This window comes from Serratia sp. DFXYC6 (genome assembly GCF_057196085.1).
Genome location: NZ_JBXUNV010000003.1, coordinates 136,391 through 151,265 on the forward strand (window position 1 = coordinate 136,391; position 14,875 = coordinate 151,265).

The following is a 14,875-nucleotide window of genomic DNA, read 5'->3' on the forward strand; positions in this document are numbered from 1 at the left end:
GATCCTCAGTTGTTTTGGTAAATATCCCGATACAGGCGGCTTTCGAAACGCACCAGCGGTGCGCGGCGCTGTTTCTGATCTTCCGGCGGCACGGCGTAGCCGGAGAGATACTGCACGAAGGCCATGCGCTGGCCGCTGGCGGTAGTGATGAAGCCCGCCAGGTTGTAGACGCCCTGCAGCGCGCCGGTCTTGGCCGACACCTTGCCGTCTACGCCAGCCTCATGCAGGCCGCCGCGGTAGCGCAGGGTGCCATCATAGCCGGACAGCGGCAGCATCGAGATAAAGTTCAGCTCGTTGTCGTGCTGCGCGATGTACTGCAGCGCCTGCATCATGGTCGCCGGGGCCAGCAGGTTGTGGCGCGACAGGCCGGAACCGTCGGCGATGATGGTGTTGCCCAGATCGATGCCGGCCTTCTGGCGCAGCACCTGCCGTACCGCATCGGAACCGGCTCGCCAGGTGCCCGGCACGCCGAAGCGTTCGTGGCCGATGGTGCGGAAGACGGTATCGGCGATCATGTTGTCCGATTTCTTCAGCATGATTTTCAACAGATCGTGCAGCGGCGCCGACTGGGTTTGCGCGATCACCGTGCCGGTGATGCCGGGGCGCGTCTGGCGTTTCAAATGCCCGTCGATCTGGATGTCGGCCTGCTTCAGCTCGTCTTTCAGGATGGCGCCCGCATAGCTGGCGCCGTCCTGGATGGCGAAGGCCAGCGGCAACGGCTCGCTGCGCTGCGTCAGGCAGCCGGTCAGGGTAAAGCGGTTCAGCTCGCCCGGCACCACGTCCAGCTCGCAGTACTGCGCGTCTGCGGAGCCGCGCGCCAGGGTGCGCACCTGGCTAAACATATTAACCGGATAATAGGAGGCGACGCGGATAAACGCCATGTCGCCCGGATTCGGCGCGCTGTACAGCGAGACCGAGAAACAGTTGCGATCGACAATGGCGGCAGCCGGCGGCGCGCTGAAGCACTGCGTCAGATCGTTCCACGGCCAGCCGGGCGCCTTGTCATGGCTGGCGAAGACCGAGGTATCGACCAGCACGTCGCCGCTGATTTGGCGCACGCCCTGCTTCTTCAGGACGGCCACCATATTGCGCAGGCTCTGGCGTTTGAAGGTCGGATCGCCGCTGAAGCGGGCGATCAGGTTGCCGCGCAGCACGCCGTCGCGGATATCACCCTGGCTCTCCAGCGTGGTGGTGAAACGGTAATCGGGCCCGAGTTGCAGCAATGCCGCCAGCGCCGTCAGCACTTTTTGGGTACTGGCCGGCAGCGCCATTTGCTGAGAGTGGTAATCGATTGTCGGCGCACCGGCGCCGATCTTCTGAACGACCAGGGCAAGGTTGGCCCCATCAGGCAGATATTGTGTGTACTCTTCAACCGGGGCCGCATTCGCATTCAGAACAAATGCGCAAGCCAATGCACTGACAATTCGTGAAAAACGCATAATCTCGGGATAACAGCTGGATAACGTGCCGTCATACTACGGTGCAATCAGGGAAAAAGTAAACGATGACCCTCAAGGAACTCTAGGCTAAAATGCGTATCAAAATGCAAAACCGATCTTGGCTTGGGCTCCGTTCCGAGTCAGGTTTCTTTTGTTTGTCGCCTGGAGGCGGGGGGCGGTATGCCAACCGTGTTTTCATACGAATACGTCAGGATGACGGTTATTTGAACAGGAAAGATTTAGAGGTATTTATACGATGAACCAAATTCCGATGACCTTGTTTGGCGCTGAAAAACTGCGCGAAGAGCTCGAATATCTGAAAAGCGTGCGCCGCCCGAAAATCATTGCGGATATCGCTGAAGCGCGTGAACACGGCGACTTGAAAGAAAATGCCGAGTACCATGCCGCCCGCGAACAGCAGGGTTTCTGCGAAGGCCGCATTCAGGAAATCGAAGCCAAACTGTCCAATGCGCAGGTGATCGATATCACCAAGATGCCGAACACCGGCCGAGTGATCTTCGGCGCCACCGTATCGGTGATGAATCTGGATAGCGAAGAAGAAGTGACTTACCGCATCGTTGGCGACGATGAGGCCGATTTCAAGAAAAATCTGATTTCGGTAAACTCGCCGATGGCGCGCGGCCTGATCGGCAAAGAGCAAGACGATGTGGTGGTGATCAAAACCCCAGGCGGCGACGTGGAATACGAGATCCTGAAGGTCGAGTATCTCTGATTGGGACCATTGGTCATTAATGCGCCAACGTTTTGTAAAGATAGGAAAAAGGCCGCAAGCGGCCTTTTATCTTGGTCAGGCGCATGGCACCTTTTCGTTAACCTGATGGTTATTAACGCGGTAGACTGATCTTGCGCTCTTTCGACGGGCGGTAAAGAATAAGCGTACTGCCGATAACTTGCACATTGCAGGCGCCCGTTTCACGCACGATAGCGTCGGCGATCAGGGTCTTGGTTTCGCGATCTTCAGCGGCGATTTTTACCTTGATCAGCTCATGATGCTCCAGAGCCTGTTCAATTTCAGCCAGCACCCCTTCGGTAAGACCGTTATTGCCCAGCATCACCACCGGTTTTAACGGATGCGCCAGGCCTTTCAGGTGCTGTTTTTGTTTATTATTCAGATTCATTGTCTTTTTTGCTTAAGTTGGGATTGAAAACGGTACATTCTACCGCCATCTCATGTATATCACCAAATCGGTCTTCACCGGTGTGAGTCTACGTGAGCAGCGACCCTGACATAAGACTCTTTTTATGATAGTTGGAAAACGAGATGGCTAATAAAAAGCGTTCGGCTAGCTCCAGTCGCTGGTTACAAGAACACTTTAGCGATAAATATGTACAGCAGGCGCAGAAAAAGGGACTGCGTTCCCGTGCCTGGTTTAAACTTGATGAAATACAGCAGAGCGACAAACTGTTCAAACCGGGCATGACCGTGGTTGACCTGGGCGCCGCACCGGGCGGCTGGTCGCAGTATGTGGTCACCCAAATCGGCGGTACCGGGCGCATCATCGCCTGTGATATTTTGCCAATGGATCCTATCGTTGGCGTCGATTTCCTTCAGGGCGATTTTCGTGATGAACTGGTGCTGAAGGCACTGTTGGAACGAGTAGGCGAGAGTAAGGTTCAGGTGGTCATGTCCGATATGGCCCCGAATATGAGTGGCACCCCGGCGGTCGATATTCCAAGGTCGATGTATCTGGTGGAGTTGGCGCTGGATATGTGTCGTGATGTCCTCGCACCAGGCGGAAGTTTCCTGGTGAAGGTGTTCCAGGGAGATGGCTTTGACGAGTACCTACGGGAAATTCGCTCCCTGTTTACGAAGGTTAAGATTCGTAAGCCAGACGCTTCCCGCGCCCGTTCGCGCGAAGTGTACATTGTAGCGACAGGGCGCAAACTGTAGTACCCTAACGCTGTTTGTTAACACAGTTGTAAGATGAGGTTAATCCCTTGAGTGACATGGCGAAAAACCTAATTCTCTGGTTAGTCATCGCGGTAGTGTTGATGTCTGTATTCCAGAGCTTTGGGCCCAGCGAGTCGAATGGCCGTAGGGTGGATTACTCTACCTTCATGTCCGAACTGACCCAGGACCAGGTTCGCGAAGCGCGAATCAACGGACGTGAAATTAACGTTACCAAGAAAGACAGTAACAAATACACGACCTACATCCCTGTCAACGATCCTAAGTTGCTGGATACGTTGTTAACGAAGAATGTGAAAGTTGTCGGCGAGCCGCCTGAAGAGCCGAGCCTGCTGGCTTCTATCTTTATCTCCTGGTTCCCGATGCTGTTGCTGATCGGGGTCTGGATCTTCTTTATGCGGCAAATGCAGGGCGGTGGCGGCAAGGGCGCGATGTCCTTCGGCAAGAGCAAGGCCCGCATGCTGACGGAAGACCAGATCAAGACCACTTTCGCCGATGTCGCCGGGTGTGACGAAGCGAAAGAAGAGGTGAGCGAACTGGTGGAATACCTGCGCGAACCGAGCCGTTTCCAGAAGCTGGGCGGCAAGATCCCGAAAGGCGTGCTGATGGTTGGCCCGCCGGGGACCGGTAAAACGCTGTTGGCGAAAGCGATCGCCGGCGAAGCGAAGGTGCCGTTCTTCACCATTTCCGGTTCCGACTTCGTCGAAATGTTCGTCGGCGTGGGCGCATCCCGCGTGCGTGACATGTTCGAACAAGCTAAGAAAGCCGCGCCGTGCATCATCTTCATCGATGAAATCGACGCCGTCGGCCGCCAGCGTGGTGCCGGCCTGGGTGGCGGTCACGATGAGCGCGAGCAGACCCTGAACCAGATGCTGGTTGAGATGGACGGTTTCGAAGGCAACGAGGGCATCATCGTCATCGCGGCCACCAACCGTCCGGACGTGCTTGACCCCGCGCTGCTGCGCCCGGGCCGTTTCGACCGTCAGGTCGTGGTCGGGCTGCCGGATGTGCGTGGCCGTGAGCAGATCCTGAAGGTGCACATGCGCCGCGTGCCGTTGGCTGCCGACATCGACGCCTCCGTCATTGCGCGCGGTACGCCGGGCTTCTCCGGTGCCGATCTGGCCAACCTGGTCAACGAAGCGGCGCTGTTCGCCGCCCGCGGCAACAAGCGCGTGGTGTCGATGGTGGAGTTCGAGAAAGCCAAAGACAAGATCATGATGGGTGCGGAACGCCGCTCCATGGTAATGACCGAAGCGCAGAAAGAGTCGACCGCGTATCACGAAGCGGGCCACGCCATCATTGGCCGCCTGGTTCCTGAACATGATCCGGTACATAAAGTGACGATCATTCCTCGTGGCCGTGCGCTTGGCGTGACCTTCTTCCTGCCGGAAGGGGATGCGATCAGCGCCAGCCGTCAGAAGCTGGAGAGCCAAATCTCCACCCTGTACGGCGGCCGTCTGGCGGAAGAGATCATCTACGGGCCGGAAAAAGTCTCTACCGGTGCGTCGAACGACATCAAAGTGGCGACCTCCATCGCCCGCAACATGGTGACCCAATGGGGCTTCTCCGAGAAGCTGGGGCCGCTGCTGTATGCGGAAGAAGAGGGTGAAGTGTTCCTGGGCCGCTCCGTGGCCAAGGCGAAGCACATGTCGGATGAAACCGCGCGTATCATCGACCAGGAAGTGAAGTCGCTGATCGAACGCAACTACACGCGTGCTCGCTCGCTGCTGATGGAAAACATGGACATCCTGCACTCGATGAAGGATGCGCTGATGAAGTATGAAACCATCGATGCGCCGCAGATCGACGATCTGATGAACCGCAAAGACGTGCGTCCGCCGGCGGGCTGGGACGATGCGAACAAAGGCAACAGCTCCGACAACGGCGGCACCCCGAAAGCCCCGACGCCGGTAGATGAGCCGCGCACCCCAACGCCGGGCAACACCATGTCCGAACAGCTCGACAAGTAACAACGGCTGTGTAATAACATCAAACCCCGGTACGCCGGGGTTTTTTTTTGCCCGGCGGGCAGTGAACCAGGCAACAGTAAGGTGGACCAACCATGCAGTTAACCGTGCGCGACATGACGCTCAATCTCTCCCATCCGCAGGTGATGGGCATCCTCAACGTGACGCCGGATTCGTTTTCCGACGGCGGCCGCCACAACACCCTGAACCAGGCGCTGGTGCATGCGCATGCGCTGATTTCGGCCGGCGCCACGATGATTGATATCGGCGGCGAATCGACAAGGCCGGGGGCGGCGGAGGTGAGCGAAGAGGAAGAATTGGAACGGGTCGTGCCGGTGGTGGAAGCGCTGGCGCAGCGCTTCGAGGTCTTTATCTCGGTCGATACCTCGAAGGCGGGCGTGATCCGCGAATCGGCGCAGGCCGGCGCCCATCTGATCAACGACATTCGTTCGCTGCAGGAGCCGGGCGCCCTGGCGGCGGCGGCGGAAAGCGGCCTGCCGGTCTGTCTGATGCACATGCAGGGGCAGCCGCGCACCATGCAGCAGGCGCCGCACTACGACGATCTGATCGCCGACGTTCAGGCGTTTTTCGAACACCATATCCGGCGCTGTAACGAGGCGGGGATAACAAATCAGAAATTGCTGCTCGACCCCGGCTTCGGTTTCGGTAAAAATTTGTCGCACAACTATCAGCTTCTGGCTCGGTTGTCGGAGTTTCATCGTTTTAGTTTGCCGCTGTTGGTCGGCATGTCGCGCAAATCGATGATTGGACAACTGCTGAACGTGCCGCCGGATCAACGGGTTATCGGCAGCGTGGCCTGCGCGGTGATCGCGGCGATGCAGGGTGCGCAGATTGTCAGAGTGCATGACGTTAAAGAAACCGTCGAGGCGATGCGTGTCGTCGAGGCAACACTTTCAGCTAAGGGACAGTAGAGACATGAGCGAGCGCAAATATTTTGGCACCGACGGCATCCGTGGCAAGGTCGGGGACAGCCCCATCACGCCGGACTTCGTGCTGAAGCTGGGCTGGGCGGCCGGTAAAGTGCTGGCGCGTCACGGTTCCCGCAAGATCATCATCGGTAAGGATACGCGCATCTCCGGCTATATGCTGGAGTCCGCTCTGGAAGCCGGTCTGGCGGCAGCCGGATTGTCCGCCTCCTTCACCGGGCCGATGCCTACGCCGGCGGTGGCTTATTTGACGCGTACCTTCCGCGCCGAAGCGGGCATTGTCATTTCCGCCTCGCATAACCCGTTCTACGACAACGGCATCAAATTCTTCTCGATCGACGGCGCCAAGCTGCCGGACAACGTCGAAGAGGCAATTGAAGCCGAGATGGAAAAACCGCTGACCTGCGTGGAGTCCGCCGAACTGGGTAAAGCCAGCCGCATCATCGACGCCGCCGGCCGCTATATCGAATTCTGCAAAGGCACCTTCCCGAGCGAGCTGAGCCTGAAAGGGCTGAAAATCGTGGTCGACTGCGCCAACGGCGCGACTTACCACATCGCGCCGAGCGTGCTGCGCGAGCTGGGCGCTACGGTGATCGCCATCGGCGTTGAGCCGGACGGCATGAACATCAACGAGAAATGCGGCGCTACCGATGTGCGTCAGCTGCAGGAGCGCGTGCTGCAGGAAAAAGCGCACGTTGGCCTGGCGTTCGACGGCGACGGCGACCGCGTGATGATGGTGGATCACCTGGGCAATAAGGTGGACGGCGATCAGATCCTGTACATCATCGCCCGCGAAGGCCTGCGTCAGGGGCAGCTGCGCGGCGGCGCGGTCGGCACCCTGATGAGCAATATGGGGCTGGAGCTGGCGCTGAAACAGCTGGGCATTCCGTTCGCTCGCGCCAAAGTGGGCGACCGTTACGTGCTGGAGAAGCTGCAGGAGTTAGGCTGGCGCATCGGTGCGGAAAACTCCGGCCATGTGATCTTGCTGGACAAAACCACCACCGGCGACGGCATCGTGGCCGGGTTGCAGGTGCTGACCGCCATGGTGCGCAACCACATGAGCCTGCATGACCTGTGCAGCGGCATGAAGCTGTTGCCGCAGATCCTGGTCAACGTGCGTTTCGCCGGCGATCACAATCCGCTGGAGTCCGAAGCGGTGCGCAAGGTCACCGAGCAGGTGGAAGCCGAGCTGGCCGGCCGCGGCCGGGTGCTGCTGCGCAAATCGGGCACTGAACCGCTGATCCGCGTGATGGTGGAGGGTGAGGACGAGCAGCAGGTGACCGCGCTGGCGCATCGCATCGCCGATGCGGTGAAATCCGCAGGTTAAAACAGACAGTTAGCCGCCGGGCTTGGCATCGCTGAGCCCGAACAGGCGATTGTTGGCGTTTTTTTCCGCAAACGCGCCGGCGGCTGCAAATTGCCCTTGCGCGGGTTGGCGGCTTTGGTTAGTATTCACACCCGCTTCAGTAGGCAGTTTATAAACACGCCTGCTTGATGAGTGTGAAGCATTTGGCATGCGGTGAGGCCGCAAGGATACGGGTACTACTATGTACGAAGCTCTTCTGGTAATTTTCCTGCTGATTTCAATCGGGCTGGTTGCTCTGATTATGTTGCAGCAAGGTAAAGGCGCTGATATGGGAGCCTCTTTCGGAGCAGGTGCATCAGGCACGTTGTTCGGTTCGAGTGGTTCCGGTAACTTTATGACCCGCATGACTGCTGTATTGGCGACGCTGTTCTTCGTCATCAGCCTGATTCTGGGCAACCTCAGCAGCAACCAAAGCAAGAAAGGCAGCGAGTGGGAAAACCTCGGTCAGCCGGTGAAAACTGAGCAGACAACCGCGCCGGCAGCACCTGCCAAGCCGAGCAGCGACATCCCGCAGTAAGCCGCAAAAAGTTTGTAAACGGTGGTTGTGAACTCGAAAGAACAACGGCCGTTAGCAGTAAGAATCAGTACCGAGGTGGTGGAATTGGTAGACACGCTACCTTGAGGTGGTAGTGCCCTAACGGGCTTGTGGGTTCGAGTCCCATCCTCGGTACCAAATCCCAGAGATAACTTGCAATTTTGCGATTATCGGCGTAGTATTTGCCACGTTTTCGGACGCGGGGTGGAGCAGCCTGGTAGCTCGTCGGGCTCATAACCCGAAGGTCGTCGGTTCAAATCCGGCCCCCGCAACCACTTTCCTTTAAGTGTTTATTTTCAAATACACTTTTCGATTGAAACCCGCTTTTCTCGATCAACATTTGAAAATGACACTTGCTCGAAAGTTGTACCGAGGCCGCCTAGCGGCAAACAGGGTCCAGTTGCATAAAGCCCCGATTTTTCGGGGTTTTTTGTTATTTGGCAACAGAATCACTGGGCTATTTAGCCCTTTTTTTATGTCTTGGGGGTGGGCTTGTCCACATTAGAGCAACAGTTAACAGAGATGCTTTCGGCACCCGTAGAAGCGTTGGGCTTTGAGCTTGTAGGCATCGAATTCATTCGTGCGCGCCAATCGACGCTCCGCATCTATATTGATAGTGACAACGGCATCAATGTTGATGATTGCGCTGATGTCAGCCACCAGGTCAGCGCTGTATTGGACGTCGAAGATCCAATCACGGTCGCTTACAACTTGGAAGTCTCCTCTCCTGGCCTTGATCGCCCGATGTTCACCGCAGAGCACTATACGCGTTTCCTCGGTGAAGAAGTCAGCCTGGTCCTGCGCATGGCGGTACAGAACCGTCGCAAGTGGCAGGGTATTATCAAGTCTGTCGAAGGCGAGATGATCACGGTTACTGTGGAAGGGAAAGATGAAGTGTTCGCGCTGAGCAACATCCAGAAAGCGAACCTGGTACCCCACTTTTAAAGTTTGGAAGAGGCAACTAGGATGAACAAAGAGATTCTGGCTGTTGTTGAAGCAGTTTCCAATGAAAAATCCCTTCCGCGCGAGAAGATTTTCGAAGCGCTGGAAACTGCATTAGCCACCGCAACCAAGAAAAAATACGAGCAGGAAATCGACGTGCGCGTCAGCATTGACCGCAGAACCGGCGATTTCGATACCTTCCGCCGTTGGGTCGCCGTAGACGAAGTGACGCAGCCGACGCGTGAAATCACGCTGGAAGCCGCTCAGTTTGAAGATCCGAGCATCGAGCTCGGCGGCTACGTCGAAGATCAGATCGAATCCGTAACCTTCGACCGCATCACCACCCAAACCGCCAAGCAGGTTATCGTGCAGAAAGTGCGCGAGGCCGAGCGCGCGATGGTGGTTGACGCTTTCCGTGAACATGAAGGCGAGATCGTCACCGGCGTGGTGAAGAAAGTGAACCGTGACAGCATCGCGCTGGATCTGGGCAACAACGCCGAAGCGGTGATTGGCCGTGAAGACATGTTGCCGCGCGAAAACTTCCGTCCGGGCGACCGCATTCGCGGCGTACTGTACGCCGTGCGTCCTGAAGCCCGCGGCGCGCAGTTGTTCGTCAGCCGTTCCAGCCCGGAAATGCTGAAAGAACTGTTCCGCATCGAAGTGCCGGAAATCGGCGAAGAAGTGATTGAAATTAAAGCGGCAGCCCGCGATCCTGGTTCCCGTGCGAAAATTGCAGTGAAAACCAACGACAAGCGCATCGACCCGGTCGGCGCCTGCGTAGGTATGCGCGGTGCGCGCGTTCAGGCCGTGTCGAGCGAGCTCGGCGGCGAACGCATCGACATCATCCTGTGGGATGATAATCCAGCGCAATTCGTCATCAACGCCATGGCGCCGGCCGACGTCGCGTCGATCGTGGTAGATGAAGATAACTGCACCATGGATATCGCCGTTGAAGCCAGCAACCTGGCACAGGCGATCGGCCGTAACGGCCAAAACGTGCGTTTGGCTTCCCAGCTGCTGAAACAACACCGCGGCGACGATCGTTGGGAACTGAACGTGATGACGGCGGACGACCTGCAGGCCAAGCACCAGGCCGAGGCTCATGCCGCTATTGATACCTTCACCAAGTATCTTGATATCGACGAAGATTTCGCCACCGTACTGGTTGAAGAAGGCTTCTCCACGCTGGAAGAGCTGGCCTACGTGCCGATCAAAGAGCTGTTGGAAATCGACGGTCTGGATGAAGATACGGTTGAAGCATTGCGCGAACGCGCCAAAGCTGCATTGACCACGCTGGCCCTGGCACAAGAAGAAAGCCTGGGCGACAACAAACCGGCCGACGATTTGCTCAACCTGCCGGGTCTTGAGCGCAGCATGGCCTTTAAACTGGCCGCGCGTGGGGTTTGTACGCTGGAAGATCTTGCCGAGCAGGGTGTTGACGATCTGGCTGATATTGAAGGGCTTAGCGACGAGCAAGCCGGCGAGCTGATCATGGCTGCGCGCAATATCTGTTGGTTTGGCGACAACGCGTAATAACTGTAGCAGGAAGGAACAGCATGACGACAGATGTAACCGTAAAATCGCTGGCAGCAGAGATTCAGACTCCGGTTGATCGCCTGGTACAGCAGTTTGCTGATGCAGGGATCAACAAGTCCGAGTCGGACTCTGTTACCCAGCAAGAAAAAGAAACATTGCTGGCGCACCTGAACCGTGAACACGGCAGCGCGCCGGGTAAACTCACTTTGCAGCGCAAAACGCGCAGCACCTTGAATATCCCGAGCACCGGCGGTAAAAGTAAATCGGTGCAAATTGAGGTCCGCAAGAAACGCACTTATGTAAATCGCGATACGCAGGAAGCCCAGTTGGCTGAAGCGGCAGAGCAGGCACAGCGTGAAGCGGAAGAGCAGGCACGGCGCGAAGCGGAAGAGCTCGCAAAACGCGAAGCGGAAGCGAAGCGCGCAGCCGAAGAGCAAGCCAAACGTGAGGCCGCGGAGATTGCTAAGCGTAATTCAGCGGAAAAAGAAAAAGTGACCAATCAACATACCGACGAAATGACCAAGCCAGCTCAGGCGGAAAAAGCACGCCGTGAAGCCGAAGCCGCTGAACTGAAACGCAAAGCGGAAGAGGAAGTGCGCCGCAAGGTTGAAGAGGAAGCCAAGCGCGTGGCGGAAGAAGCCCGTCGCATGGCCGAAGAGAACGGCGAGAAGTGGGCCCAGGCAGACGCGGCAAGCGCCGCGGTTGAAAGCGCCGACTATCACGTGACCACCTCTCAGCACGCCCGTGCCGCTGAAGATGAAAACGACGCCAAAGTTGAAGGCGATCGTCGCAGCCGCACCCGCGGCGGCAAAGCCACCAAGCAGAAGAAAGGCAACAAGCTGTCCGAATCCAAAGCGGATCGCGAAGAAGCGCGCGCCGTTACCCGTGGTGGTAAAGGCAAACGCAAGCCTAGCGCTCTGCAGCAGGGCTTCAACAAGCCGGCGCAGGTGGTTAACCGCGACGTGGTGATCGGTGAAACCATCACCGTGGCCGAGCTGGCCAACAAGATGGCGGTAAAAGGTTCTCAGGTCATCAAAGTGATGATGAAGCTGGGCGCCATGGCCACCATCAACCAGGTTATCGACCAGGAAACCGCGCAGCTGGTTGCCGAAGAGATGGGCCACAAAGTTATCCTGCGTCGTGAAAACGAGCTGGAAGAAGCGCTGATGAGCGACCGTGATACGGGTGCTGCGGCCGAGCCGCGCGCGCCGGTCGTGACCATCATGGGCCACGTTGACCACGGTAAAACCTCTCTGCTGGACTACATCCGCTCCACCAAAGTGGCGGCGGGCGAAGCCGGCGGCATTACCCAGCACATCGGTGCCTACCACGTAGAAACCGAGAACGGCATGATCACCTTCCTGGACACCCCGGGCCACGCCGCGTTTACCTCGATGCGTGCTCGCGGTGCTCAGGCGACTGACATCGTGGTTCTGGTGGTGGCGGCCGACGACGGCGTGATGCCACAGACCATCGAAGCTATCCAGCACGCGAAAGCGGCGCAGGTGCCATTGGTGGTTGCGGTGAACAAAATCGACAAGCCGGAAGCCGATCCGGACCGCGTTAAGCAGGAACTGTCCCAGTACGGCGTGATGCCGGAAGAGTGGGGCGGCGAAGCGCAGTTCGTCCACGTGTCCGCGAAAGCCGGTACCGGTATCGACGAGCTGCTGCAGGCTATCCTGCTGCAGGCCGAAGTTCTGGAACTGAAAGCGGTACGCAGCGGCATGGCGAGCGGCGTGGTGATCGAGTCCTTCCTGGATAAAGGCCGTGGCCCGGTGGCTACCGTGCTGGTTCAGGAAGGTACGCTGAACAAGGGCGACATCGTCCTGTGCGGCTTCGAATACGGCCGTGTGCGTGCGATGCGCGACGAGCTGGGCCGTGAAGTGACCTCCGCCGGTCCGTCCATCCCTGTGGAAATCCTGGGTCTGTCCAGCGTGCCTGCAGCGGGTGACGAAGCGACCGTGGTGCGTGACGAGAAGAAAGCGCGTGAAGTGGCGCTGTACCGTCAGGGCAAGTTCCGCGAAGTCAAACTGGCGCGTCAGCAGAAGTCCAAGCTGGAAAACATGTTCGCCAACATGACCGACGGCGAAGTGTCCGAGCTGAACATCGTACTGAAATCCGACGTTCAGGGTTCTTGCGAAGCGATCAGCGACTCGCTGCTGAAACTCTCCACCGACGAAGTGAAGGTGAAGATTGTCGGCTCCGGCGTAGGTGGTATCACCGAAACCGATGCGACGCTGGCTGCGGCTTCCAACGCCATCATCCTGGGCTTCAACGTGCGTGCCGACGCTTCTGCGCGCCGCGTGATCGAAGCGGAAAGCCTGGATCTGCGTTACTACTCCGTGATCTATAACCTGATCGACGAAGTGAAGCAGGCGATGAGCGGCATGCTGGCGCCGGAATACAAGCAGCAGATCATCGGCCTGGCCGAAGTGCGCGACGTGTTCAAATCGCCTAAGTTCGGCGCTATCGCCGGCTGTATGGTTACCGAAGGGACCATCAAGCGTCACAACCCAATCCGCGTACTGCGCGACAACGTGGTTATCTATGAAGGCGAGCTGGAATCCCTGCGTCGCTTCAAAGATGACGTTAACGAAGTCCGTAACGGCATGGAATGTGGTATCGGCGTTAAGAACTATAACGACGTGCGCGTCGGCGACATGATCGAAGTGTTCGAAATCATTGAGATCCAACGCACCATCGCTTAACGATTGCACATCTGCTTATATCTGTTTACGGGGGGCCTTTGTGCCCCCCGATTTGTCTGGAGAATCCAAAATGGCAAAAGAATTCAGCCGCGGTCAACGCGTGGCGCAAGAGATGCAGAAAGAGATTGCGATCATTCTGCAGCGTGAAGTGAAAGATCCGCGCGTCGGCATGGCGACCGTTTCCGGCGTGGAAGTGTCCCGTGACCTGGCGTACGCCAAGGTTTACGTCACCTTCCTGAACGTGCTGACCGAGAACCACGATCCGGATCTGGTCACCAACGGCATCAAAGCGTTGCAGGACGCTTCCGGTTACATCCGCACCCTGCTGGGCAAAGCGATGCGCCTGCGCGTGGTGCCGGAGCTGACCTTCGCTTACGACAACTCCCTGGTGGAAGGCATGCGCATGTCCAACCTGGTGACCAACGTGGTGAAGAACGACGCCGAGCGCCGTTCCGCCTCAGGCGATGACAAGGAGGACTGATGAGTCGCCCTCGTCGCCGCGGCCGTGACATCCACGGCGTGCTGTTGCTGGACAAGCCGCAAGGGTTGTCGTCCAACGATGCGCTGCAAAAAGTAAAACGCCTGTACAACGCCAACCGGGCGGGCCATACCGGCGCGCTCGATCCGTTGGCGACCGGCATGCTGCCTATCTGCCTGGGTGAAGCGACCAAGTTTTCGCAATATCTGCTCGATTCCGATAAACGTTATCGGGTGATCGCCAAACTGGGGCAGCGTACCGATACCTCCGACGCCGACGGTCAGATCGTGCAGGAGCGCCCGGTGAACTTTACCCAGGCGCAGCTCGACGCGGCGCTGGACACCTTCCGCGGTGACATCCAGCAGGTGCCGTCGATGTATTCGGCGCTGAAATACCAGGGCAAGAAACTCTACGAGTATGCGCGCCAGGGGATTGAAGTGCCGCGCGAAGCGCGCAGCATCACGGTGTACGAGCTGCAGTTTATCCGCTGGGAAGGGGATGAGCTGGAGCTGGAGATCCACTGCTCAAAAGGCACCTACATCCGCACCATCACCGACGATCTCGGCGAGCTGCTGGGCTGCGGCGCGCACGTGATTTATCTGCGCCGCCTGCAGGTGGCGACTTATCCGATCGCGCGCATGGTGACGCTGGAACAGCTGAATGCTTTGCTGGCGCAGGCGCAGGAACAAGCGATCGCGCCCGGCGAGCTGCTCGATCCGCTGCTGATGCCGATGGACAGCCCGGTTGAGAACTATCCGGAAGTGAATTTGCTGCCGGTGGTGGCGGGCTACGTCAAGCAAGGGCAGCCAGTGCAGGTGGCCGGTGCGCCGGCCTCCGGCATGGTGCGTATCACCGAGGGTGAAGAGCGGAAATTCATCGGCGTTGGCGATATCGCCGAGGATGGTCGCGTGGCGCCGCGCCGCCTAGTGGTCGAACATTTCGACTGACGGCGGGGCACTGCGTCGCCTTGCGATCGCACTGCGCTAAGAGTAGAATGGCGCAGCTTATGCATTGGGTTGCTGAATTA

General features: G+C 58.0%; 13 protein-coding genes and 2 tRNA genes. 13 read left to right on the forward strand and 2 right to left on the reverse strand.

Annotated features, from left to right (window positions below; genetic code table 11):
- Window positions 1-5: 5 nt before the first annotated feature.
- Window positions 6-1,439, reverse strand: a complete 1,434-nt coding sequence (gene dacB, locus AC2CGQ_RS16955) for a serine-type D-Ala-D-Ala carboxypeptidase (protein ID WP_015376410.1) — start codon at window positions 1,437-1,439, stop codon at window positions 6-8.
- Between the two features lie 256 nt (window positions 1,440-1,695).
- On the opposite strand from dacB, the gene greA reads away from it, so the two are divergent.
- Window positions 1,696-2,172 carry a transcription elongation factor GreA gene (greA, locus tag AC2CGQ_RS16960; RefSeq protein WP_004933539.1) on the forward strand — a complete coding sequence of 159 codons (477 nt, stop codon included), beginning with the start codon at window positions 1,696-1,698 and terminating at the stop codon, window positions 2,170-2,172.
- A gap of 112 nt (window positions 2,173-2,284) precedes the next feature.
- On the opposite strand, the gene yhbY is transcribed toward greA, so the two are convergent.
- Window positions 2,285-2,578 (reverse strand): ribosome assembly RNA-binding protein YhbY, encoded by a 294-nt coding sequence (yhbY, locus tag AC2CGQ_RS16965; protein ID WP_004933536.1) that lies wholly within the window; start codon window positions 2,576-2,578, stop codon window positions 2,285-2,287.
- Window positions 2,579-2,721: 143 nt separating this feature from the next.
- Between yhbY and rlmE the strand changes: the two genes are divergently transcribed.
- The 12 genes from rlmE (at window position 2,722) to truB (ending at window position 14,795) form a co-directional block, all read left to right on the forward strand.
- Window positions 2,722-3,351: a 23S rRNA (uridine(2552)-2'-O)-methyltransferase RlmE gene (rlmE, locus tag AC2CGQ_RS16970; RefSeq protein WP_004933533.1), complete on the forward strand. Its 630-nt coding sequence runs from the start codon at window positions 2,722-2,724 to the stop codon at window positions 3,349-3,351.
- 56 nt (window positions 3,352-3,407) lie between these two features.
- Window positions 3,408-5,339 carry an ATP-dependent zinc metalloprotease FtsH gene (gene ftsH / locus AC2CGQ_RS16975; protein WP_004933529.1) on the forward strand — a complete coding sequence of 644 codons (1,932 nt, stop codon included), beginning with the start codon at window positions 3,408-3,410 and terminating at the stop codon, window positions 5,337-5,339.
- A gap of 92 nt (window positions 5,340-5,431) precedes the next feature.
- Window positions 5,432-6,268, forward strand: a complete 837-nt coding sequence (folP, locus tag AC2CGQ_RS16980) for a dihydropteroate synthase (RefSeq protein WP_484593773.1) — start codon at window positions 5,432-5,434, stop codon at window positions 6,266-6,268.
- Window positions 6,269-6,272: 4 nt separating this feature from the next.
- On the forward strand, window positions 6,273-7,610 hold the full coding sequence (gene glmM / locus AC2CGQ_RS16985) for a phosphoglucosamine mutase (RefSeq protein ID WP_021504256.1): 1,338 nt from the start codon (window positions 6,273-6,275) through the stop codon (window positions 7,608-7,610).
- A gap of 220 nt (window positions 7,611-7,830) precedes the next feature.
- Window positions 7,831-8,166, forward strand: a complete 336-nt coding sequence (gene secG / locus AC2CGQ_RS16990; RefSeq protein ID WP_004933519.1) for a preprotein translocase subunit SecG — start codon at window positions 7,831-7,833, stop codon at window positions 8,164-8,166.
- Between the two features lie 69 nt (window positions 8,167-8,235).
- A tRNA-Leu gene (locus AC2CGQ_RS16995) sits at window positions 8,236-8,322 on the forward strand.
- A 60-nt stretch (window positions 8,323-8,382) separates the two neighbouring features.
- Window positions 8,383-8,459 (forward strand) — tRNA-Met (locus AC2CGQ_RS17000).
- Between the two features lie 217 nt (window positions 8,460-8,676).
- The gene (gene rimP / locus AC2CGQ_RS17005) at window positions 8,677-9,129 is read left to right on the forward strand and encodes a ribosome maturation factor RimP (protein ID WP_028127574.1); all 453 of its coding nucleotides are present in this window, start codon (window positions 8,677-8,679) and stop codon (window positions 9,127-9,129) included.
- A gap of 21 nt (window positions 9,130-9,150) precedes the next feature.
- Entirely contained in the window at window positions 9,151-10,659 is a 1,509-nt protein-coding gene (gene nusA / locus AC2CGQ_RS17010) for a transcription termination factor NusA (protein WP_004933514.1), read from the forward strand.
- A gap of 23 nt (window positions 10,660-10,682) precedes the next feature.
- On the forward strand, window positions 10,683-13,370 hold the full coding sequence (gene infB, locus AC2CGQ_RS17015) for a translation initiation factor IF-2 (protein WP_004933511.1): 2,688 nt from the start codon (window positions 10,683-10,685) through the stop codon (window positions 13,368-13,370).
- Window positions 13,371-13,440: 70 nt separating this feature from the next.
- Window positions 13,441-13,851 carry a 30S ribosome-binding factor RbfA gene (rbfA, locus tag AC2CGQ_RS17020; RefSeq protein ID WP_004933508.1) on the forward strand — a complete coding sequence of 137 codons (411 nt, stop codon included), beginning with the start codon at window positions 13,441-13,443 and terminating at the stop codon, window positions 13,849-13,851.
- The gene (gene truB / locus AC2CGQ_RS17025) at window positions 13,851-14,795 is read left to right on the forward strand and encodes a tRNA pseudouridine(55) synthase TruB (RefSeq protein ID WP_004933505.1); all 945 of its coding nucleotides are present in this window, start codon (window positions 13,851-13,853) and stop codon (window positions 14,793-14,795) included. Before rbfA ends, truB begins: the two co-directional genes overlap by 1 nt.
- The last annotated feature ends 80 nt before the right edge of the window (window positions 14,796-14,875 follow it).

Coding starts and splice junctions, on each gene's coding strand:
- secG (WP_004933519.1), top strand. CDS start 7,831: ATGTACGAAGCTCTTCTGGTAATTTTCCTGCTGATTTCAATCGGGCTG.
- infB (WP_004933511.1), top strand. CDS start 10,683: ATGACGACAGATGTAACCGTAAAATCGCTGGCAGCAGAGATTCAGACT.
- rbfA (WP_004933508.1), top strand. CDS start 13,441: ATGGCAAAAGAATTCAGCCGCGGTCAACGCGTGGCGCAAGAGATGCAG.
- dacB (WP_015376410.1), bottom strand. CDS start 1,439: ATGCGTTTTTCACGAATTGTCAGTGCATTGGCTTGCGCATTTGTTCTG.
- ftsH (WP_004933529.1), top strand. CDS start 3,408: ATGGCGAAAAACCTAATTCTCTGGTTAGTCATCGCGGTAGTGTTGATG.
- yhbY (WP_004933536.1), bottom strand. CDS start 2,578: ATGAATCTGAATAATAAACAAAAACAGCACCTGAAAGGCCTGGCGCAT.
- nusA (WP_004933514.1), top strand. CDS start 9,151: ATGAACAAAGAGATTCTGGCTGTTGTTGAAGCAGTTTCCAATGAAAAA.
- rlmE (WP_004933533.1), top strand. CDS start 2,722: ATGGCTAATAAAAAGCGTTCGGCTAGCTCCAGTCGCTGGTTACAAGAA.
- folP (WP_484593773.1), top strand. CDS start 5,432: ATGCAGTTAACCGTGCGCGACATGACGCTCAATCTCTCCCATCCGCAG.
- glmM (WP_021504256.1), top strand. CDS start 6,273: ATGAGCGAGCGCAAATATTTTGGCACCGACGGCATCCGTGGCAAGGTC.
- truB (WP_004933505.1), top strand. CDS start 13,851: ATGAGTCGCCCTCGTCGCCGCGGCCGTGACATCCACGGCGTGCTGTTG.
- greA (WP_004933539.1), top strand. CDS start 1,696: ATGAACCAAATTCCGATGACCTTGTTTGGCGCTGAAAAACTGCGCGAA.